The 19,693-nt window shown below is 48.6% G+C and carries 20 protein-coding genes; 3 read left to right on the forward strand and 17 right to left on the reverse strand.

Going from position 1 to position 19,693, the window contains the following annotated elements; translation table 11 throughout:
- Window positions 1–183 precede the first annotated feature (183 nt).
- The 13 genes from ftsZ to ABGT54_RS09785 form a co-directional block, all read right to left on the reverse strand.
- Window positions 184–1,446: a cell division protein FtsZ gene (ftsZ, locus tag ABGT54_RS09725; RefSeq protein WP_346663902.1), complete on the reverse strand. Its 1,263-nt coding sequence runs from the start codon at window positions 1,444–1,446 to the stop codon at window positions 184–186.
- 153 nt (window positions 1,447–1,599) lie between these two features.
- Complete coding sequence (locus ABGT54_RS09730) at window positions 1,600–2,337, reverse strand: FtsQ-type POTRA domain-containing protein (protein WP_346663903.1); 738 nt, start codon at window positions 2,335–2,337, stop codon at window positions 1,600–1,602.
- A gap of 31 nt (window positions 2,338–2,368) precedes the next feature.
- Window positions 2,369–3,415: a putative peptidoglycan glycosyltransferase FtsW gene (locus tag ABGT54_RS09735; RefSeq protein WP_346663971.1), complete on the reverse strand. Its 1,047-nt coding sequence runs from the start codon at window positions 3,413–3,415 to the stop codon at window positions 2,369–2,371.
- Window positions 3,416–3,458: 43 nt separating this feature from the next.
- Entirely contained in the window at window positions 3,459–4,814 is a 1,356-nt protein-coding gene (murD, locus tag ABGT54_RS09740) for a UDP-N-acetylmuramoyl-L-alanine--D-glutamate ligase (protein ID WP_346663904.1), read from the reverse strand.
- Between the two features lie 13 nt (window positions 4,815–4,827).
- The gene (mraY, locus tag ABGT54_RS09745) at window positions 4,828–5,784 is read right to left on the reverse strand and encodes a phospho-N-acetylmuramoyl-pentapeptide-transferase (protein ID WP_346663905.1); all 957 of its coding nucleotides are present in this window, start codon (window positions 5,782–5,784) and stop codon (window positions 4,828–4,830) included.
- Window positions 5,785–5,847: 63 nt separating this feature from the next.
- Window positions 5,848–7,566 (reverse strand): penicillin-binding transpeptidase domain-containing protein, encoded by a 1,719-nt coding sequence (locus tag ABGT54_RS09750; protein ID WP_346663972.1) that lies wholly within the window; start codon window positions 7,564–7,566, stop codon window positions 5,848–5,850.
- Between the two features lie 81 nt (window positions 7,567–7,647).
- Entirely contained in the window at window positions 7,648–9,495 is a 1,848-nt protein-coding gene (locus tag ABGT54_RS09755; protein WP_346663906.1) for a penicillin-binding protein 2, read from the reverse strand.
- Between the two features lie 8 nt (window positions 9,496–9,503).
- The gene (locus ABGT54_RS09760) at window positions 9,504–10,058 is read right to left on the reverse strand and encodes a hypothetical protein (protein ID WP_346663907.1); all 555 of its coding nucleotides are present in this window, start codon (window positions 10,056–10,058) and stop codon (window positions 9,504–9,506) included.
- A gap of 30 nt (window positions 10,059–10,088) precedes the next feature.
- Entirely contained in the window at window positions 10,089–11,024 is a 936-nt protein-coding gene (rsmH, locus tag ABGT54_RS09765; protein ID WP_346663908.1) for a 16S rRNA (cytosine(1402)-N(4))-methyltransferase RsmH, read from the reverse strand.
- Between the two features lie 11 nt (window positions 11,025–11,035).
- Window positions 11,036–11,476 carry a division/cell wall cluster transcriptional repressor MraZ gene (gene mraZ / locus ABGT54_RS09770; RefSeq protein ID WP_346663909.1) on the reverse strand — a complete coding sequence of 147 codons (441 nt, stop codon included), beginning with the start codon at window positions 11,474–11,476 and terminating at the stop codon, window positions 11,036–11,038.
- A gap of 253 nt (window positions 11,477–11,729) precedes the next feature.
- Window positions 11,730–11,996: a hypothetical protein gene (locus tag ABGT54_RS09775; protein ID WP_346663910.1), complete on the reverse strand. Its 267-nt coding sequence runs from the start codon at window positions 11,994–11,996 to the stop codon at window positions 11,730–11,732.
- 63 nt (window positions 11,997–12,059) lie between these two features.
- The gene (locus ABGT54_RS09780; protein WP_346663911.1) at window positions 12,060–12,899 is read right to left on the reverse strand and encodes a DegV family protein; all 840 of its coding nucleotides are present in this window, start codon (window positions 12,897–12,899) and stop codon (window positions 12,060–12,062) included.
- 118 nt (window positions 12,900–13,017) lie between these two features.
- The gene (locus ABGT54_RS09785; protein WP_346663912.1) at window positions 13,018–14,181 is read right to left on the reverse strand and encodes a putative peptidoglycan glycosyltransferase FtsW; all 1,164 of its coding nucleotides are present in this window, start codon (window positions 14,179–14,181) and stop codon (window positions 13,018–13,020) included.
- A 177-nt stretch (window positions 14,182–14,358) separates the two neighbouring features.
- Here ABGT54_RS09785 and ABGT54_RS09790 point away from each other — a divergent pair, with 177 nt between their 5' ends.
- The 3 genes from ABGT54_RS09790 to ABGT54_RS09800 are packed head-to-tail and all read left to right on the forward strand — an operon-like array spanning window position 14,359 to window position 15,520.
- Window positions 14,359–14,652 (forward strand): spore coat associated protein CotJA, encoded by a 294-nt coding sequence (locus ABGT54_RS09790; RefSeq protein WP_346663913.1) that lies wholly within the window; start codon window positions 14,359–14,361, stop codon window positions 14,650–14,652.
- Window positions 14,639–14,911, forward strand: coding sequence for a spore coat protein CotJB (locus ABGT54_RS09795; RefSeq protein WP_346663914.1), 273 nt, complete (start codon window positions 14,639–14,641; stop codon window positions 14,909–14,911). Before ABGT54_RS09790 ends, ABGT54_RS09795 begins: the two co-directional genes overlap by 14 nt.
- A gap of 3 nt (window positions 14,912–14,914) precedes the next feature.
- Entirely contained in the window at window positions 14,915–15,520 is a 606-nt protein-coding gene (locus ABGT54_RS09800; protein ID WP_346663915.1) for a manganese catalase family protein, read from the forward strand.
- Between the two features lie 75 nt (window positions 15,521–15,595).
- Here ABGT54_RS09800 and ABGT54_RS09805 read toward each other — a convergent pair whose 3' ends face one another.
- From ABGT54_RS09805 to ABGT54_RS09820, 4 genes are all read right to left on the reverse strand, one after another.
- Entirely contained in the window at window positions 15,596–16,018 is a 423-nt protein-coding gene (locus ABGT54_RS09805) for a hypothetical protein (protein ID WP_346663916.1), read from the reverse strand.
- Window positions 16,019–16,114: 96 nt separating this feature from the next.
- Window positions 16,115–16,987, reverse strand: coding sequence for a sulfite exporter TauE/SafE family protein (locus ABGT54_RS09810; protein ID WP_346663917.1), 873 nt, complete (start codon window positions 16,985–16,987; stop codon window positions 16,115–16,117).
- A gap of 142 nt (window positions 16,988–17,129) precedes the next feature.
- Window positions 17,130–18,434 carry a trypsin-like peptidase domain-containing protein gene (locus ABGT54_RS09815; RefSeq protein ID WP_346663918.1) on the reverse strand — a complete coding sequence of 435 codons (1,305 nt, stop codon included), beginning with the start codon at window positions 18,432–18,434 and terminating at the stop codon, window positions 17,130–17,132.
- Window positions 18,435–18,539: 105 nt separating this feature from the next.
- Window positions 18,540–19,688 carry an alanine--tRNA ligase-related protein gene (locus tag ABGT54_RS09820; protein WP_346663919.1) on the reverse strand — a complete coding sequence of 383 codons (1,149 nt, stop codon included), beginning with the start codon at window positions 19,686–19,688 and terminating at the stop codon, window positions 18,540–18,542.
- Between the last annotated feature and the right edge of the window lie 5 nt (window positions 19,689–19,693).

Below are 19,693 nucleotides of genomic sequence, written 5' to 3' on the forward strand. Positions count from 1 at the left end.
AAGAATTTGTCAGACGGTGGAGCATAATTCCACTTTTTTTCGACATGATTTTCATGCGAAAGAAAGATATTTCTTTGATTTTCGGATAATCCGACAGATTTTGTCGTTTAGAAAAAAGATGATGGGATAGAAAAAAAGACCAGACGTACACGATCCTGTGCGTCTGGTCTTCAGACTTGTCTCTTATCTCTTGAAGAAATCCGGAATCTTGATGGACTGTTCCTTCACTTTACTGGTCGGTGTCTTTGGAGTCTCCAGTGTGGGAACCGTTCCCCCGGCAGGTCTTCTTGTCCCACCTGTCGTTCCGCCGTTCTTTGTAGGAGCCATGCCAAAGTCCAGTCTGGATGAACTTCCCTGAGATGCGGATGTATTCGCTGCCGTATGCGGTCTCTCATAAGTCTGTGCATGCTGCGGAGCATGAGAAGATGTATGTGCCGCGCCGGAAGCATTTCTTGGATTTTCCAGTCTCGACTTCAGCTTGGAAGCGCTGCCGTCTACGTTATGCAGACCTGTCGCGATTACCGTAATAGTCGCTTCGTCTGCTCTGGAATCATCATACATAGCGCCAAAAATAATACTTGCCTGCTCGCCCGCCAGCTCCTGTACATACTCTGCCGCATCGGAAGCATCCATCAGGGTGATATCTCCGGATACATTGATGATCACATGGGATGCGCCTGCGATCGTCGTCTCAAGCAACGGACTTGCAACCGCCTGCTTGACAGCCTCCAGCGCCTTGTCGTCGCCGCGGCCCTGGCCAATACCAATGTGCGCGATTCCCTTGTCTGTCATAACGGTCTGTACATCTGCAAAGTCCAGGTTGATCAGAGACGGAACATTGATCAGGTCTGTGATTCCCTGGATACCCTGCTGCAATACCTCGTCGGCTTTCTTGAGAGCCTCCGGCATGGTGGTACGTCTGTCTACTACTTCCAAAAGCTTATTATTCGGGATAACAATCAGGGTGTCAACGCTTTCTTTTAACTTTTCAATTCCTGTAAGAGCATTGTTCATACGGATCTTGGACTCAAAACTGAAGGGCTTGGTTACAACGCCTACAGTCAGAGCGCCCTGCTCCTTTGCGATCCTTGCCACCACAGGTGTGGCTCCTGTACCGGTACCGCCGCCCATACCGCAGGTGACAAATACCATGTCCGCGCCTTTGAGAGCGGCTGAAATCTCTTCTGCGCTTTCTTCTGCAGCCTTTTCGCCGATCTCCGGCCTTGCTCCTGCGCCAAGTCCTTTCGTGATCTTATCCCCGATCTGCATCAGGGTCGGAGCTTTACATAACTGAAGTGCCTGTTTATCTGTATTAATAGCAATAAATTCAACGCCGGCAATCTGCTCGTCGATCATGCGGTTCACTGCGTTATTACCGCCACCGCCGACTCCAACAACAATTATTTTTGCCGCCGCTTCTGATTCGTTCGTCTTAATCTCTAGCAAGGGTTTCTCCTCCTTTGTTATCCTTATTATATATTATACATCCCATATACAGGCAAAGAAAAAAAGTTCACTTTGCCATATATAGTATATAATATAGACTTTTATCTAAAATAGCAATAGACTTTATCCATTTTTCTTAATTTTATTCGTTTTTTATTGCGGAATTTCTCCCACATCGAAGGTAATGGTATCCCCGGACCTGGAATAGTTTTCCAGATGCAGCGTTCCCGACTGATCTCCCAGTTTCTCCAGTATGGGCCGGATCTGGGCAACCTGCTCTGAAGACACCTGGCTTCCGAGATTAATACAGACATTGCCAATGTACAGAAAGATCTCATCCTCCCGGCAGACGATCTTGTCCACGGTCAGATCCTGGTTTACCACCTCCCGGGATGTTTCCAGGATTTCTTCAAAGATCTGGCGGTCGTCGCTTTCCAGATGGCCATAAAGTTTTATCCCCTTCATATCAATGCCTTCAATACTTGGAAGTCCCTCAAGCAGCGTCTGAGACATGGACACTACCATTCCTTCTTTGTCAAAATAGGCATAATTATCCTGATTTTTTACATATCCGACAATGGGCTTCTCCTTCACTGTCACCTTCAGAGTCCAGGGCGCCGACAGCCCCACATGGATGCTGTCAAGGCAGGGAAGCGATTCTCCCTGCCCCAGCGCGTATTTTGCAATGATATATAACGTATTGATCGAATATTTATCATTCCTGACCGTATCTGCAATCTGCTGATCGGTACAGTATTCATTTCCTTCTACCTCAATCTCCTGCACATAAAAAAGAATCAGTATCCCAAGCGCAAGAATAGCCGCAGCAAGCAGCAGTACCACAAAGGCGTACAGCCGATGCGTCTTTCGCTTCGTCTTTCGCTTTTCCATTTACGATATACTCCCCTTACAGTTGTTTTTTCTATTTTACCAAAGATGAGACGCTAAATACAAGCCCCATTTCCACCATCAGAAAAAGGATCGAAGTCCCTCCATAACTGACAAACGGCAGGGTAATGCCAGTATTGGGAATGGTATTTGTCACCACAGATATATTCAGGATCACCTGGATCATCATATGCGCCATGGCTCCCGAAGCGATCAGAGACCCGAAGAGATCCGCAGCTTTTGACGCTGTCACATAAAACCTCCAGATCAGGATCAGAAAGAAAAAAAGCAAAATGCCGGCGCCAAATAGTCCCAGTTCCTCACAGATGATTGAAAAGATCATGTCATTCTGTGCCTCCGGAACAAACCCCAGCTTCTGGACGCTGTTTCCAAGCCCTCTGCCGAACAGTCCTCCCGATCCTATGGCGTAGAGTCCCTGCAGCGTCTGATATCCTTTTTCATAGTCTTCCGGATTTCTCCAGATAGCGATCCGCTCCAGCCGGTAGCTTTCCAGAGCCAGAAAGATTCCCAGAAATCCGGCTCCCAGAACTCCCATAAAGACAAACTGGCCATATTTCGGACTTGCAATAAAGATCAGGATCACGGCAATCCCCAGAATGATGATCGCGGTGCTTAAGTTGCTGGCGCCCACCAGTCCTACAATCGGAAGGATTGGAAACAGGATTTTGAACATAACGCGCCATTTCCCCATTTCCCTGCTGTTCTTTGTGATCATATGGGCAAGAAAAATAATCACCGCCACCTTGGCAAATTCCGAGGGCTGAAAAGAAAGCGGGCCCAAAGAAAGCCATCTTTTGGACCCGTTATACTCTTCTCCTATCAAAAGCACAGCCGCCGACAAAAGGATCGCCGCCAGGTACCCTGGCACCGCCAGACGCCGCCATACATGGTAATCGATCCTGAAGGCTGCGTAAAACCCCGCCATTCCGACCGCAGTGGCAAACAGCTGCTTTTTCAGATAATAAAAAGCATCTCCGAATTTGATCTCACCATTATATGCGCTGGTGCTGTACAAGATCACCAGACCAAGGAGCAGCAGCAGTCCCAGCGCCGCTGCCATTGTCACATCCACGTTCCGCTTTCTGCCCAATCCAAGTTTCTCCTTACAGGGAATTTACGATTTCTTTAAATTTCTCTCCTCGTACCTCATAACTTGGAAACATATCCCAGCTTGCACAGGCCGGAGACAGGAGCACCGCCTCTCCCGGCAAAGCCTCTTCTACCGCCATCTGCACCGCCTCTTCAAAGCTGTCCGCAAACCGGTAGCTGGTAAATCCGCACGCCCGGGCGTCTCTTGCGATCTTTTCTTTTGTCTCTCCAAGAAGGATCAGTGTTTTTACTTTCCCGTCAAAACTCCGGATCCATTCTGTATATTCCGAATCCTTGTCATAGCCCCCGCCGATCAGGACCGTGGGGCGGTTCATAGCCTGGATCCCTTTGATCGCCGCATCCGGATTGGTTCCCTTGGAATCATTGTAATAGACCACACCGTTCTTTTCCGCCACATATTCGATCCGATGCTCCACGCCCCGGAACGCCAGGACGCCTGCGCGGATCACATCCGTTGGAACACCGTACACATAAGCCATGCCGGCGGCAGCCATCACGTTTTCATAATTGTGCGTACCAAGGATCTGCAGCTCATCCACATGGCAGAGCACCTCTTCTGTGCCGGACATCCGGATCATAATGCTGCCGTTCTCCAGGAAGATTCCTTCTTCCAGTCTATGCCTGCTGCTGAAATAAAGAACCTTTGGCCGCAGTTTTTTTCCAAACTCACGGGTCACGGGATCTTCATAATTCAAAATACAGTAATCTTCTTCTGTCTGGTTTTTTGCAATGTTTTCTTTTGCCTCAATATAGGCTTCCATGGTATGATGACGGTTCAGATGATCCGGCGTGATATTCAGGATCGCACTGACTTTCGGGCGGAAACTCCGGATTGTTTCCAGCTGAAAACTGCTCACTTCCGCAACGGTAACCGCCTTCTCTGTCATCTCTCCTGCCACAGCTGTGTAGGGATTCCCGATATTTCCCACAACATAGACCTCTTCTCTGGCCTTTTGCATGATCTCTCCAAGCAAAGAAGTGGTGGTCGTCTTCCCGTTTGTTCCGGTGATCGCCAGCACGTCCCCCTTCCCGGACTGATATGCCAGCTCAATCTCCCCGATCACATCTGCTCCTTTTTCCCGGATTTTCTGAACCACCGGAAGATCTGTCGGGACTCCCGGACTTAAGACCGCCATGGCAAGGCTGTCCAGCACCGGTTCCGTAAGTTCTCCCAGGATCACTTCCGTCCGCCCGTCTCTTCCCAGCTGTTCTTTCAGTTTTTCCGGATCCAGCCCGGTATTTCCGTCATAAAGGATGACCTCTGCCCCCTGTCCGCTCAAAAGCCCTGCGGCTCCGATCCCGCTTTTTCCGGCTCCAAATACCAGTACCTTTTTATGATTCACATCCATCTTTTGTTTCCTCCTACATTGCCATAAGTCCGATCAGGCACAGAAGCGCCGTGATAATTGAAAACACGGCCACGACTCTGGTCTCAGACCACCCGCACAATTCAAAGTGATGATGTATCGGCGCCATTTTAAAAATTCTCTTGCCGCCGGTTTTCTTAAAATATGTGACCTGGATCATAACAGACAACACTTCCACCAGGTAGATCAGCCCTACGATAATGATAAACACAGGCATCTGCAGCATATACGCCGTGGACGCCACAAAGCCTCCCAGCGCCAGCGATCCGGTATCTCCCATAAACACACTGGCCGGATATACGTTAAACAGGAGAAATCCCAGAAGCGCTCCTACTACCGCACAGGTAACCGGAGAAATCCCGCTGTCTGTCCCGATGGCAACAACAGTAAAGAAAGTTGCCACCAAAACCGTCACGCTGGACGCAAGTCCGTCCAGACCATCTGTAAAATTCACACCGTTTACCGTTCCGATCACCGCAAAGAACAGAAGCGGGATGGCAAGCCATCCGATATTCAGGTACTGTCCGCCGGAAAACGGGATCAGCATCGCCAGCGAGACATCGGTGAACTTCACAAGATAAACGGCAAACACCGCAGTCACCACGATCTGAAGCGCCATCTTCTGCTTGGGATACAGACCGTCAGACCGTTTCATCACCACCTTCAGATAATCGTCCAGAAAACCGATCAGACCAAAGCCCAGTGTAACAAACAGGATCGGGATGATCTTCGGATATCCGGGAATATAAAACACAGAAGTGATCACTACGCTTAAGAGAATGATCACGCCGCCCATCGTAGGCGTGCCTGCTTTTTTCAGGTGAGACTGCACGCCGTCCACGCGTTCGGTCTGTCCCATCTTCAGTCTTCTTAATATCGGAATGATCACCGGTCCCATGACCACACTTAATGCAAATGCGATCAGCACCGGCATAAATACTGTATAATCCATAGTCCACCTCTTTATCTTTCTGCATATTTTCACATTTTAACCTTACATAGTATACTGCATTTTCTATTGTTTTTCAATGCCAAGATAGGGCAATATATTCTTGAAGATATCACCGATCACCGGCGCAGCGATCGTCCCGCCGTAATAAATCCCCTGCGGGTCATAGATGACGCAAAGCGCCAGTATATCCGGATCATCGGCCGGGGCAAACCCAAGGAAGGATGAGATATATTTCCCGGCGCTTCGCGGAAGCGTCTGGGAGGTGGCCGTCTTCCCGCCGATCCGGTATCCCTCCACATAAGCGTTTTTCCCGGATCCTTCTGCCACCACACTTTCCAGCAGCGCCCGCATCTTTGCAGACGTTTCCCTGGAAAGGATCCGTCTGCCCTTTGGATATGAGAATTTTTTAACCGTCTTTCCCTGTGTGTCCAAAATCTCCATGCCAAAGTGCGGCGTAACCCGCTCCCCTCCGTTGATCAGGGCGCTTACGGTGGCCGCCAGCTGAATGGGCGTGATCTGGAAAGACTGTCCGAAACTCATTGTAGCAAGTTCTACCAGACCTACGTTTTCTTCTTTGTGCATGATCGTCCCTGCTTCTCCCGGCAGATCCACGCCGGTAAGCTCCATCAGACCAAACTTGCGGAAATAGTCAAAAAAACGCTCGCTTCCAAGCCGCAGGCCGATATCAATAAACACCGGATTACAGGAATTCCGGATCCCGTCCGCAAATGTTTCCGCTCCGTGCCCGCCGACCTTGTGGCACCGGATTTTCCGATCCTCCACCTGGCGGTACCCGGGACACTGAAAAGAATCCTCCAGATCCACGACTCCTTCTTCCAGACAGGCAGATGCTGTAATGATCTTAAAGGTAGATCCCGGCTCATAGGTGTCATTGATACATCCGTTTCTCCACATCTGATTCAACGCCTCCTGCCGCTCTTCTTCTGACGAAGCTTCTTCCCCGACATTCAGTGTAAAAGGGTCATTCAGATTAAATTCCGGTACATTTACCATGGCCAGGATTTCTCCGTTGTCCGGATCCATCATCAGGATCCCGACTTTTTCCGCCTGCTTTTCTTCCATGATCTTCTCTGCCATCTGCTGTGCGTAGGTCTGGATCTTATAATCCAGACTGATCCTTAAGGTGTTCCCGGTCACCGGTTCCGCCCGGTCCTCTGCGACTCCCTCAAGTTCGATTCCCCTGGCGTCCGTCATCGTCAGGATCTTGCCATCCTTTCCTTTCAGATACGCTTCATACTTCACCTCCAGGCCGATGATCCCCTGATTATCGCCGCCGGTGAATCCCAGTACTTTGGATGCCAGCTCCTGAAACGGATAATAGCGTTTAAAATCTTCATCCACTTTTACGCCGTCAAGGGAAAGTGCGCGGATCTTTTCCCCGGTCTTCTGGTCCACGTTGGAACGGATCCTTTCCATAGATGAATTCTTTTCCACCCTGGCTCTGACCACAGCTTCTTCCATTTCCAGGATCTCGCTTAGAGAACGGATCACGCTTTCCGGATCCGTAATCTGACTGTGGATCACTGAAACCGTACACACGGTCCGGTTGGCTGCAAGAACTGTTCCGTTCCTGTCCAGGATCTCCCCTCTGGCCGCTTTGATCGGCCGTTCTCTTTCGTGAAGGTCCTCTGCCTGCCGCTGATAATATTCTGCCTCAAACACCATCAGATAGATCAGTCTTCCCATCAGCCCCAGAATCATCAGAACCGCACAGCAAAACACCACCAGCATCTTCCGTTTTTGAAATGTCTGATTCCGCATCATAAAATAACCCTGTAAAAGCCGTTTTTATAATTTATTACTGCTTTTACAGGGTTATTCTGCTTAGTTTCCGGACGATTCCTAAGAATCCGTCCCGGCATCCGCTTTGGGGATCCCAAGATATGGGAAAATATCTTCCATAATAGAGGACGCCAACTCTGTCGCATAGCCGCTGGACGCCTGGGCCGCCACATTCGGCTCATCGATTACTACATAGACCACTGCCTGTGGATTTTCCTGGGGCGCGTAGCCGATAAAGGATACCAGATACTTTCCGTTGCCACGGGGAAGCTTCTCTGCCGTACCTGTCTTTCCTCCCACATCATATCCTTCTACTCCAGCTGAAGCTCCGGTTCCCTCTTCCACGACTCCCAGCATATAATCCTTGATGATCGCGCTGGTCTCCTCGGAAATAGTTTTCTTAAGAAGCACTGGTTCGATATTTTCCTTTACATTGCCATTGCTGTCCTGAATCTGTTTTACCACATGAGGCTCATAATAATTGCCGCCATTGACCAGAGAGCAGAACGAAGCTGCCAGCTGCGTCATGGTCACGTTAAAGTTCTGTCCAAAAGAATTGGTGGCAAGACTGGCCGGATCCATGTTTTCCGGCGTATATAAAAGTCCGGCCGTCTCTCCTTCTCCCGGAAGGTCGATCCCGGTATATTCTCCAAACCCAAACAACTCCTGATACCTGCAGAACTCTTCTGCTCCAAGAGCTTCTCCGATCTCCATAAGCGCCACGTTGCAGGAATTTTCCAGCGCCTGCTTCAGTGTCTGCGTGCCGTGCCCGTTCCGGTTGCTGCAATGAATGTCATGGTCTCCCACATGGAGCACGCCGCCGCAGTAATATGTCTCCTGTCCTGTCAGGATCCCGGTCTCCAGACCCGCCGAGACGGTAAAAGGTTTGAAGGTAGAACCCGGTTCATAAGTATCGCTGACGCAAAAATTATTCCACAGAGAATTCAGAGTGTTCAAAAGCTCCTCATCGGACATTGCGTCCAGCGTCTCCTGGGAATAGTACCGGGTCAGATCCCGCGGCTGGTTCAGATCATAATTCGGATACGAAGCTTCCGCAAGAATCTCTCCATTTTGTGGGTTCATAACAATCACTGCCGTGTTCTTACTTCCTTCCCCGGCAGACGCTCCGTTTTTATGAAGTTCATTAAACTCCAGAATGTGCTGTTCCACAATGCTCTGTACCTGAAGATCGATCGTAGACACTACCGTATCCCCGTTTACTGCTTCTTTTACAGTCCGCTCCACGGTGGCGCCGTCATCCAGATATCCGTATTCTCTGCCGTCTGTTCCGTTCAGGATCTGATTGTAGGACGCCTCAATCCCGTTGCTTCCCACATTTCCGTCTACGGTAAACCCGATCACATCACTGGCCAGTGTATTGTAAGGATAAGTCCTTACATAATCCTCCTCCAGCCAGATCCCCTCCACGTTCGGGTATTTTTCCTTATCTTTCTCAATGGCTTCAAATTCTTTATACTTCTCGTAATCCACTCCTTTTTGCAGTACATTATATCTGCTAGTTGGCTTTTCTTCGATCAGTTCCTCTACCTCTTTCCCGTCAATCCCAAAGCAGTCTTCCAGGACCTGTATGGTGGGCCTGATATTGTCTTCATCACTGGTCATTACTTTCACATCCAGGATCACATTATAGACCCGCTCGCTCGTGGCGATCTTCGTGCCGTTGCGATCCACAATATCCCCCCTCTTAAAAGGGATCGTTCTGCTGTCATACTGCTGCTGGTCCAGGACGATACGTGTGTACTCCTCGCCATTTGAAGCATTAATATATGTAATTCTTCCAACTAAGAAAACAAAAGCTAGTACAATTGCCACAAAGAGCATGACTAGCTTTTTTTGCATATTTTTGGAAAATTTTTTCCGAAAGAAATTTTTTGTCTGTTTCGCCATTTTTTCACCTAACCCGCATTATGATCTGATTGGGCCAGCATTCCGCTCTCCGGGATATTCTGATACTGTTTCACATAATCAGTAGCCGGATCCTCGTATGTAATGATCTGATCCTGTGTCGCGTACACCATTCCCAGTTCATTCTGCGCTCTTTGCCGTACTTCATCAAGGTTTACGGAATCACGCACCGCATTTTCCCTGGTAGTATTTTCTTCCTTAAGATCCGCCAGTTCTTCCTGCATGGCTGTAATCGTCTTGGAATGCTCCGTGATCGTAGCCTGAAGCTGAATGTAATTGATGCAGATCAGAAGTGCAACGATCGCCGCTGCTGCAAGGAAAATCACATAAGCCGCGTTCATGTGCATGGCCTGTTTTCTGTTTCTGCGGACCTGGACGCTTGTCCTTTTTCTGATCCGCTCACGGCGCACTCCCCTTTCACCAGGTTCATACACCGGTTTTGCCACGGTATTTCCATATACATAAGCAGAGGATCTTGTTTCCCCCGCACTTGTGTACTCTTCATATCTGGAATTTGTCCTGGTATATGATCTGGCTGCTGCCATAGAGACGTGCCCCTTTCCTGTTATCCTCAATTATGCCCGTTCAAAAATCCGAAGCTTCGCACTTTTAGAACGGCTGTTATACTCCTGCTCTTCTTTTCCGGGAAGGATGGGTTTCTTTGTGATCACCTTCCCCTTTGACACTTTTCCGCATACACACACCGGGAAATCCGGCGGACAGGTACACGGATGTTCGTTTTTTCGGAACGCACTTTTCACAATGCGGTCCTCCAGCGAGTGAAATGTAATGATACAGATCCTCCCGCCGGGTTTCAACAGATCGATCATATCGTCCAGCGAATCCCGGAGTACATCCAGTTCTCTGTTCAGTTCGATACGGATCGCCTGAAATGTTCTTTTCGCCGGATGCCCTGCCATTTTCTGATATTTCATCGGAATGGACTCCCGTATGATCTCACAGAGCTGCCCGGTTGTTTCTATGGGCGCTTTTCCGCGTGCCGCTACGATATGTTTCGCAATGTTTTTTGCAAACTTATCCTCCCCGTAGTCCCGGATCACACGGTAAAGCTCCATCTCTTCATAGTTATTGACGATGTCCCTGGCCGTCGTCGTCTGACGGGTATCCATCCGCATATCCAGAGGCGCATCTTCGCGATAGGAAAATCCACGTTCTGCCGTATCTAACTGATAAGATGATACGCCCAGATCAAGGATGATTCCATCGACCCTGTCAATTCCCAGTTCCTGGAGCCGCGACTTCATATCACAATAGTTGCTCCTCACTATCGTGACCTTCTCCCCGAAGTCTTTTAATCGGATGCCTGCAGCCTCGATGGCCACCGCGTCCTGGTCTATTCCTATAATACTCCCTTTGTCCCCGAGGCGTTTTGCTATCTCATAAGCATGTCCGCCCCCACCAAGCGTTCCGTCCACATATGTGCCGTCCGGCCTGATGTGCAATCCTTCGATTGTCTCGTTTAGCAATACTGACTTGTGCTGGAATTCCATATCTTCTCCCTCTAGATACTGAATCCGTTTGCTTCCATATCCGATGCGATATCTTCAATGTTCTCTTCCACTTCAGTATTCTTTTCCACCCATCTTTGCTTGTCCCAGATCTCGGCGCGCTTCCCCATGCCGATAAACACAACTTCTTTATCCAGCTGTGCAAATTCTCTAAGATTCGCCGGGACGAGTGTTCTTCCCTGCTTGTCCAGTTCCCCGTCTGCAGCGGTTCCCTGAAAAAAATAAGCAAATGCACGTGCTTTTTTATCAGTGGTGGTGGGTAAGGCATTCAGTTTCTCTTCAAAGGCAGTCCATTCGTTTTCCGGATAAATGTACAGACAGTTTTCCATTCCCTTGGTAATGACGAAATGCTCCCCTAAATCGTCACGAAACTTCGCGGGAATGATAAGTCTGCCCTTGGCGTCTATATTATGACTGTACTCTCCTTTCAACATAGAACTTCCCTCTCTGCCAAATGGCCTCCACATTTCTACCACTTGACTCCACTTTCAACCACTTTCTACCACTTGCCACCATTGTAAACTAGTTTTTCTATGTTTTCAAGCCTTTTTTTAAATAATCATTGAAATATTCTGTAACTTTTACAAAAGGCTTTGCCTGGTTACAGGCATAAAAAAAGACCGCCGCACCTTTTTCAAGGTACGACAGTCCTGCTTCTCTTATCTTCTATACATTCCTGATTGCCTCTTATTCTGTCTGCGCTCCGTCTGCCTCCCGGGCTGCGTCCAGATCTGTGGCCAGTTCGTTCACCGCCGTATAATCAATCTGCACTTCATCCACCGGTCTGTTGCTGGTATAAGAGTTGTACGCGGAATATCCGATCCAGCCGATCATGACCAGCCCAACCGCTCCCACGGCACATTTCCGAAGAGCATTCTGGAATTTCTGCTTTTTTACTATATTTTTACGATTTGCTTTTTCTCTTTTATATTTATCTACCTTTTCCTGGCTCATGTTGCTGTACTCCTTTTACTTTTCAGAATTACTCTGAAAAACATTCTACCACAAACAGGGAAATTATACAACCACTATCACGCCTCCGTCAGCAGCATACATACTGCTGATCCCGGCCGTGTCCAGTATGATCACATCTTTAAACTGGGCTCTTTCTTTTAACATATCTCTGACATACTCTGCCCGCTTCCGGCAGTTGCAGTGAGAGATCGCAAGGATCTTTTCCCTGGAATTTTCCAGATTTTTCACCACTTCATCCACTAATTTGACCAGCGCCTTTTTAATCCCTCTGGTCTGTCCAAGCTGGCAAATGGTTCCTTCCGGCGTAGCGCCCATAACCGGCTTAATATTAAGGACGGTAGCCACCACCGCCTTCACACCGGTCAGCCTTCCATTCTTTCTTAAGATATCCAGTGTCTCCAGTACAAAGTAAGTGTCCTGTTCCTGAATGTATGCTTCCACCGTATCCACCACTTCCCGGAAAGACATTCCCTGTTCTTCGCACTCCTGGATCTTCAGGGCGATCAGGGTCTCTCCCACAGAGGCAGATCTGGAATTAAACACATAAATATCTTTTTCTCCGTATTCCTCCAGATAAAGATCCCGCCCCAGTACGGCGCTGTTATAAGATCCGCTTAGCTCTGCAGACAACGTAACCGCATAGACTCTGTCCTCTCCACACTTGTATCCTTCCAGATATCTCTCCGGAGAGGGGCAGGAAGATTTGGGACATTCCGGAGACTCTGCCACCAGTTTTAAAAACTTTGCCTGGTCGAACGTCTCATCATCCGTGATCCGATGCCCCGCCACCTCTATCTGCAGGGATGCCGTTTCAAAATGCCCTGATGCTTTCATCTCTTCTGTCAGCTCGCCACAGCTGTCTACAATAATTCTGTAACTCATATTCACCCTCCCGGCATGTGTTTTTCTGTATTTCACAGCCCGTCTTTTGCTTCTATTATATGTAGTTTTAAATACTACATTTTTAATCATAGCACATTTATGCCGGGTTGAAAAGGGGTTATTCTTTTATCTTAATCTTTCCGGATATTCCAAGAGCCACCCCCATCTCTGCCATCAGAAACAGTATGGATGTTCCCCCGTAACTGATAAAGGGAAGGGTAATACCGGTAGTAGGGATCAGGTTGATCACAACCATCACATTTAAAAGAACCTGCAGCGCAATATGCGTAAAAATGCCGGTCACCACCAGTGAGCTGTAGACATCCGGCGCATTCTGTGCAATAAACATCAGCCGGTACAGCAAAAAGCCAAATAGCACCAGTACGATGATTGCTCCAAACACTCCCAGTTCCTCACAGATAACGGAAAGGATCATATCATTTTGCACTTCAGGGATTACCATTTTCTGCGCGCTGTTGCCCAGTCCCTTCCCAAAGAACCCTCCGGAGCCGATGGCATAGAGTCCCTGCATAACCTGATATCCTCCCTCCGAAGCATATTCTTCCGGATTAAGCCACACCAGGATCCGGCGCAGCCGGAAACTTTCGCTGGTGGACAATATCGCCCCCAGGATCTGTACGCCGATCAGGATCAGCACAAGTCCCGCCACAGCAAGACCGATAAAAAACTTTGTCTTTGGATGAACCACAAAGATCATGACACAGGTGATTCCCATAACGATCACCGCAGTACTTAAATTTTCCGTCAGCAGATACACACACCCCGCCGCGAATATGCCCCAAAGCAGAACCTTCCCCCAGCCCTCCAGCTTGCGGATATCTTTTCCCATCCGGCAGATCAGCACCGGAATAAACAAAATAACAGCGATCTTGGTCAGCTCTGCCGGCTGAAACTGCTGCTCCAAAGGCAGTCGGATCCATCGCCGGGCGCCATTGACCTCAACACCAAGCGGAGTCTGAACCAGCGCCATCAAGACCACCGCCAGATAAAAGATAGCCCTTCCATATTTGATATAGTTATGGTAATCAATCCTGGAAACCACATACATCCCGATAAATCCAATGACACAGAAAAAGATCTGTCTCTTAAAATAGTACATGCTGTCATTATTATTTACCAGGGCGCTGTACGCACTGGAACTGTACAACATCACCAGACCGAAGCAGACCAAAAATACCAGCACCGCCAGCAGACTGTAATCAAAATATATCGTTTTATTTACTCTCTTCTTATTCTTAGAGGTACGGTTCTTTTTACGCATCTGTTCTTACACTCCCATCGTATATATTTAATCAGATATAAACACAAAATGCAACCTTTTCTCGCCGCTGCAGGCTTCGGAAGTGCACAGTTACGCCCGGATTCCATACAATATTATTGAAAATAGTTTGACGCGATCTCCGGAACCTACCGGAATTGCGTGAAAAGGAGCCTGAAAATGTCTACCTATCGGTCTTATACTTCCGGTCAGAACTGCCGGAACGGATGCACAAGACAGGTCACGCCGGGCGCCGCTCCGGCTGCAGACTGTCCGCTTCCGGCGGAAGCTTCCTGTAAAGTACGTCCGGAACAGGGCGACCTTGCAGATCTCCCCATCGCCATGGCCTATACCCCCTGGCAGGAATGGAAAAATATTTACAAAGCGGAAAAAGCCTTTCAGCGTGGAACCATTTTTGAGGAGCTTGACAAACCGTTTTGTGGAACAGGAGGATGCTGCAATGGAAGATCGTAAAAGGCCCTGCCGGCGGGAACTGTTAAACTGGATCAATGTGGTAAGTTTTGCCGCCGATGACACAAAATTGTTTCTGGACACCCATCCTTACAATCAGGAAGCGTTGCAGTGTTTTGACGCCCTGAAAAAGCAGCGCGCCGACAGCCTGCGGGAGTACGCCAGATATTACGGACCGCTCACACTGGACACCGCCGCCTCCGGTGCCGACTGCTGGCGCTGGATCAATGACCCGTGGCCCTGGCAGGAAGGAGGATGCTGATTTATGTGGAATTATGAGAAAAGACTGCAGTACCCGGTGAAAATCACCCGCACCAATCCGAAAATGGCCCAAATCATCATTTCCCAGTTCGGCGGGCCGGACGGAGAGCTGGCCGCTTCGATGCGCTATCTCTCTCAGCGGTATACCATGCCCTACAAAGAAGTCACAAGCACACTGACAGATATCGGCACCGAAGAACTGGCGCATATGGAAATGATCTGCGCCATCGTCTATCAGCTGACCAGGGATCTGACTCCGGAAGAAATCGAAAAATATGGCTTTGACAAATACTATGTGGACCACACGCTGGCTCTCTGGCCCCAGGCAGCCGCCGGCACTCCCTGGACGGCCACTTACTTCCAGTCCAAAGGCGATCCCATCACTGACTTAAGCGAGGATATGGCCGCCGAGCAAAAAGCACGTACCACTTATGACAACATCTTACGGCTGATCAAAGATCCGGAGATCTGCGATCCTATCCGTTTCCTAAGAGAACGGGAAATCGTCCACTACCAGAGATTCGGTGAAAGCTTACGGATCGTTCAGGAACATCTGGACAACAGAAATTTCTATATGTATAACCCGGAATTTGACAAGAAAGACAAATAGACCACTTTCACAAAAAGAAGAGACCGGCGCCTTTTCAGGCATCGGTCTCCTTTTTTCTTTTATTCTCCAACTATATTACCGGAAAAACAGCATATATGCGATCAGTGCAGCCACCACAATGATAGCGATGGCCAGGACGATGATCGGCGCCTTGGACATTTTTTCCTCTTCTTCAAGATCGTCAAACAGCTCATCATCCAGCTCTTCTTTTTGCCGGGTCTTTTTCTTTTTCCCCTTCTTGCCCTCTTCTACCGCAAGCATCTCATCATAGGCTTTCCGCATCTCGGTCTCGCGTTTTTTACGCACATGCTTCGGCGGGATATTAGAATAAGTCTGTTCCTTTTCTTCTGTATGTTTTTTCTTCTTTACAGACGAGCTTTCCGCCGCAGCCTTTGAGCTCTGGGGAACTTTAAATTTCTTTTTGCACTCATAGCAAAGAAAATAGTTTGGATCTTTTTTACTCGGCCGTAATTCCTGACCGCAAATTGGACATTTCATCAGAATGTGTCCCTCCTCGTTTCGTAATATATGAAAGATTATACTACATCCGACGAGAAAATTCAAAATTTTCTTTATATTTTTAAGATTTTTCTTTTATTTTGTCTTTTTTCTTGCGTCGTTGAAGAACATTACTGCACAGATGACCATGACTACACATACCAGATAAGTCAGAATGGTCAGCGGCAGACTGGTTACAATAAATCCGGCAATCAGTACACCGATGGATCCACTGATGATCATAGGGATCGTAGAAGCCCGGTTGTATTTTCCTTCTTTAATAAATGTAATACCGCAGGCCGGGCAAAGATAGGCGCAAGATCCCATCATAACCGGGAACGCCACATCCGCGCTCATGCCAAGCAGAAGCACGACCGCCATACAGGGCGCGTAAAGACCGATGCCGGCCGTCATCAGAATCCCCAGGATAAAGTTGGCGATCACGCCGGCTGCCAGAAGTCCTCCGGACAGTCCTCTTGCCGTCCCCAGGATGCCAAATGGCCCCACACCATTGATCTTGCACAGGGTGATAGCTGCTACAAGAAGAAGCGCTACACCCATAACGACACGGATCTTCATGATATCCATCCGGGAAATGATCTTCGCACCAATGACTGATCCCACAATTGCCGCCGCGATCATCAGCACCAGTGTTACAGAGTCCATCTCAATCCTGGTCATGGTGATGGTCGCCTCCACACAGATCGGAATACCAAACGCCACGTTCAGTGTTCCCGGAATCAGATCATCCTTGATCGCTTTGTTAAACTTCCATGCGGAAGTTGCGATGGCATAACTTCCGATCCCCAGCGTATCAAAAAAGTTTGCCACCATACTGACGATTACATTGTACCCCATTTTGCTCTTATCCAGCTCCTCTTTGTGTGCCAGAACATCTTTTACCAGCACCACAAAGAATACTGCCGCAAAGAGCCACATAATTACCAGTAGAATTGTTGCTGCGCTCATGAAAAAACCTCCCTTGATCAACCTTTTTGAGCAATACATATTTTTTTTGCGGTACAGAAGATTATAATCTTTTGTTAAAAAAATGTCAAGGCGTTTTATCAATAAGCGCGATTAGTATTTCTTATTTTGTGATAAGCGTCCCTTATTCTGCGCTTTCTCCCAATGTCACTTCTACATCCGTTGTCTTGTATTTCCCTCCGTCGCCCGGAGCAGCCACAGTGAGAGTCACGGTCTCTCCGACCCGGTAATACTGAAGCTGTTCCTGCAGGGTCTGCATACCGTCCACACTGGTCCCGTTAATGGCTGTGATAATGGATCCTTCTTCAATCCCGGCTTTGTCTGCTCCTCCGCCTTTGACCACCTCGGACACATAGACGCCGGTAGGCATGTTATACATTTCTGCCAGATCTGCGCTGACATCCGCTTCGCTTAAGATTCCGATATACCCCTGTTCATCTGCAGGCACTTTTGTCCTGGTTTCCTGATTCATCAGATTAGTAATGGTTTCGCTGGCATCAGAAATCGGGATGGCATAGCCCATGCCTTCTACGGTATCAGCCGCCACTTTTGCGGTATTGATCCCGATCACTTCCCCGTTGGCGTTCAGGAGCGCTCCGCCGCTGTTTCCCGGATTGATGGCCGCATCTGTCTGGAGAAGATTCCCCTCATGGCCCTCCATGGTACGCTCTTTTGCAGAAATAATCCCGGTAGTTACAGACTGCCCGTATCCCAGAGCATTTCCGATGGCAATCGCCGGCTCTCCGACCTTCAGTTTATCCGAATCACCCATAGTGGCAACCGCGATCTGATCCATTGTGGATTCTTTGATGTCGTCAAGATTTACCGCAACCACTGCCAGATCCTGTGCCGCGTTGGTTCCCTTAACATTTGCCTCTACGCTCTCTTCATCAATAAAAGTAACTGTCAGGGTGTCATTTCCCTCCACCACATGGTTATTCGTGGCGATCAGAAGCTCCGAATCATTCTGGCCGATGATAATCCCGGATCCGGCGCTTTCACTCTGCCGCTCCTGGATCCCGCCAAAGAAACTCTGTACTTCTTCCACGCTCATGTTGGTGATCGAAACGATAGACGGCATGGCGTTTTCAGAGATCTCTGCAATATTGGCCGAAACCGTGCTTCCGGAAGAAGTGGTAAGCTTTGTATCACTGGAAGTGGACGTCTGCTTCACAGACCCCTGTGTCTTTTCTTCTGTGCCAAAAAGCTTATTTCCGACCACATTGACCGCCTGGAACGATGCTCCCGCCACCAGGCCAAATGCCAGGCCGCAGCACACGGCCTTTACCCAGGCCGGCGTTTTTTTGCGCGGTCTTTGATGGGGCGCCTGCTCCGGTCCGCCAGAGTGGAATTGATTGTCTCCTGTATTCTGATAATTGTAAGAATCCGTATTCTGTTCCGGATCATAATAGTTATATTGGTTATCCATTATTGATTTCTCCTTTCATTGGTTCATTTCATTTCTATGACTGTAGTGTACCTTGAAATTGTGTTAAATGTGTGATGAAAGAATAAGAAAATCATGAATTCCTGTTTATGATCCCAGAGTGTGACGGATCGCGGCTTCTGTTCCTGTAAGCGATCCCTGTATCATCTCTTTTTTTCCGCCGCCTCTTCCGTTAAATGCCTGATTCAGCATTTTCCCGACAGGACGCACATCCTCGCTGCGGCTGCCGATCACATAGCGATAGCCTTCCGTGTCATTTCCTGCAAATACCAGGGCGATTTTTGCTCCCCGGTTCAGAAGAAGGTTCATCAGCTCCCTTGGACCGTTTCCGGAAAGTCCGCTGTCAAAAACCAGCGTATGTTCCTCCACCTGGATTTCATCCGCCTGATAACGCAAAAGCTTTTGCTGCAGAGAAGCCAGTCTCTCTTTCTGTTCTTTGTGCTCCTCTTTCAGGCGAGACACCGCCTCTGCAGTCTCTCTTTCCTTTGCACACAACAGAGCGGAGATTTCTTTGACATTCTTCTCTTTTTCTTCGTAATCCCGAAGAGCCCGGATCCCTGCCAGCATTGTGATCCGCTCTCCACCTTTGTAATGATCCATATGGACCAGTTTGATCAGCCCGATCTCACCGGTTTTCTTCATATGCGGAGCACAGCAGGCACACACGTCGTATCCGGGAATGGTGATGATCTGCACCGGTCCGGTCAATTCTATTTTGCTGCGGTACTCCATCTGGCTTCGCTCCTCTTCAGACGGAAAAGACGAGATCACATCCAGATCCTGAAATACCGCTTTGTTGGCCATCCGCTCGATCTGTTTTAACTCTTCTCTTGTGATGGGGCCGTTAAAATCCATGGTGCAATAATCTTCCCCAAGATGAAACCCCACATTATCATACCCAAATTTCTGATGTACCAGCCCGGAGACAATGTGTTCTCCCGTGTGTTGCTGCATCCGCTCAAACCGCACGTCCCACAGGATCCTTCCCTTTACTTCCTGCCCCGGCTCCAGCGGCTCTCTGGTATAATGATATACCACCCCGTCCTTTTCATGCACGTCCGTTACTTCCACCTGATCCAGAAATCCGGGATCTGCATACTGGCCTCCTCCTTCCGGAAAGAACACCGTCCGGTCCAGCACGATCCGGTATCCGTCTTTTTCCTGCTCACAGGAAAGCACCTTTGCTTCAAAGGTGCTTCTGTGACTGTCCTGATAATATAATTTTTCTGTTCTCATATTTC

Origin of the sequence: uncultured Merdimonas sp. (assembly GCF_963929015.1) — a bacterium.
GTDB lineage: Bacteria > Bacillota > Clostridia > Lachnospirales > Lachnospiraceae > Merdimonas.

Excerpts from the sequence above, each read along its gene's own strand:
- murD (WP_346663904.1), bottom strand. The coding sequence starts at position 4,814 with ATGGATGTGAATCATAAAAAGGTACTGGTATTTGGAGCCGGAAAAAGC.
- ABGT54_RS09775 (WP_346663910.1), bottom strand. The coding sequence starts at position 11,996 with ATGAGCCAGGAAAAGGTAGATAAATATAAAAGAGAAAAAGCAAATCGT.
- ABGT54_RS09755 (WP_346663906.1), bottom strand. The coding sequence starts at position 9,495 with ATGGCGAAACAGACAAAAAATTTCTTTCGGAAAAAATTTTCCAAAAAT.
- ABGT54_RS09820 (WP_346663919.1), bottom strand. The coding sequence starts at position 19,688 with ATGAGAACAGAAAAATTATATTATCAGGACAGTCACAGAAGCACCTTT.
- ABGT54_RS09805 (WP_346663916.1), bottom strand. The coding sequence starts at position 16,018 with ATGAAATGTCCAATTTGCGGTCAGGAATTACGGCCGAGTAAAAAAGAT.
- ABGT54_RS09790 (WP_346663913.1), top strand. The coding sequence starts at position 14,359 with ATGTCTACCTATCGGTCTTATACTTCCGGTCAGAACTGCCGGAACGGA.
- mraZ (WP_346663909.1), bottom strand. The coding sequence starts at position 11,476 with ATGTTGAAAGGAGAGTACAGTCATAATATAGACGCCAAGGGCAGACTT.
- ABGT54_RS09795 (WP_346663914.1), top strand. The coding sequence starts at position 14,639 with ATGGAAGATCGTAAAAGGCCCTGCCGGCGGGAACTGTTAAACTGGATC.
- ABGT54_RS09800 (WP_346663915.1), top strand. The coding sequence starts at position 14,915 with ATGTGGAATTATGAGAAAAGACTGCAGTACCCGGTGAAAATCACCCGC.
- ABGT54_RS09810 (WP_346663917.1), bottom strand. The coding sequence starts at position 16,987 with ATGAGCGCAGCAACAATTCTACTGGTAATTATGTGGCTCTTTGCGGCA.
- ABGT54_RS09730 (WP_346663903.1), bottom strand. The coding sequence starts at position 2,337 with ATGGAAAAGCGAAAGACGAAGCGAAAGACGCATCGGCTGTACGCCTTT.
- rsmH (WP_346663908.1), bottom strand. The coding sequence starts at position 11,024 with ATGGAATTCCAGCACAAGTCAGTATTGCTAAACGAGACAATCGAAGGA.
- mraY (WP_346663905.1), bottom strand. The coding sequence starts at position 5,784 with ATGGATTATACAGTATTTATGCCGGTGCTGATCGCATTTGCATTAAGT.
- ABGT54_RS09815 (WP_346663918.1), bottom strand. The coding sequence starts at position 18,434 with ATGGATAACCAATATAACTATTATGATCCGGAACAGAATACGGATTCT.
- ABGT54_RS09735 (WP_346663971.1), bottom strand. The coding sequence starts at position 3,415 with ATGGCAGCGGCGCTGGGACTGCTGCTGCTCCTTGGTCTGGTGATCTTG.
- ABGT54_RS09760 (WP_346663907.1), bottom strand. The coding sequence starts at position 10,058 with ATGGCAGCAGCCAGATCATATACCAGGACAAATTCCAGATATGAAGAG.
- ABGT54_RS09780 (WP_346663911.1), bottom strand. The coding sequence starts at position 12,899 with ATGAGTTACAGAATTATTGTAGACAGCTGTGGCGAGCTGACAGAAGAG.
- ABGT54_RS09785 (WP_346663912.1), bottom strand. The coding sequence starts at position 14,181 with ATGCGTAAAAAGAACCGTACCTCTAAGAATAAGAAGAGAGTAAATAAA.
- ABGT54_RS09750 (WP_346663972.1), bottom strand. The coding sequence starts at position 7,566 with ATGCGGAATCAGACATTTCAAAAACGGAAGATGCTGGTGGTGTTTTGC.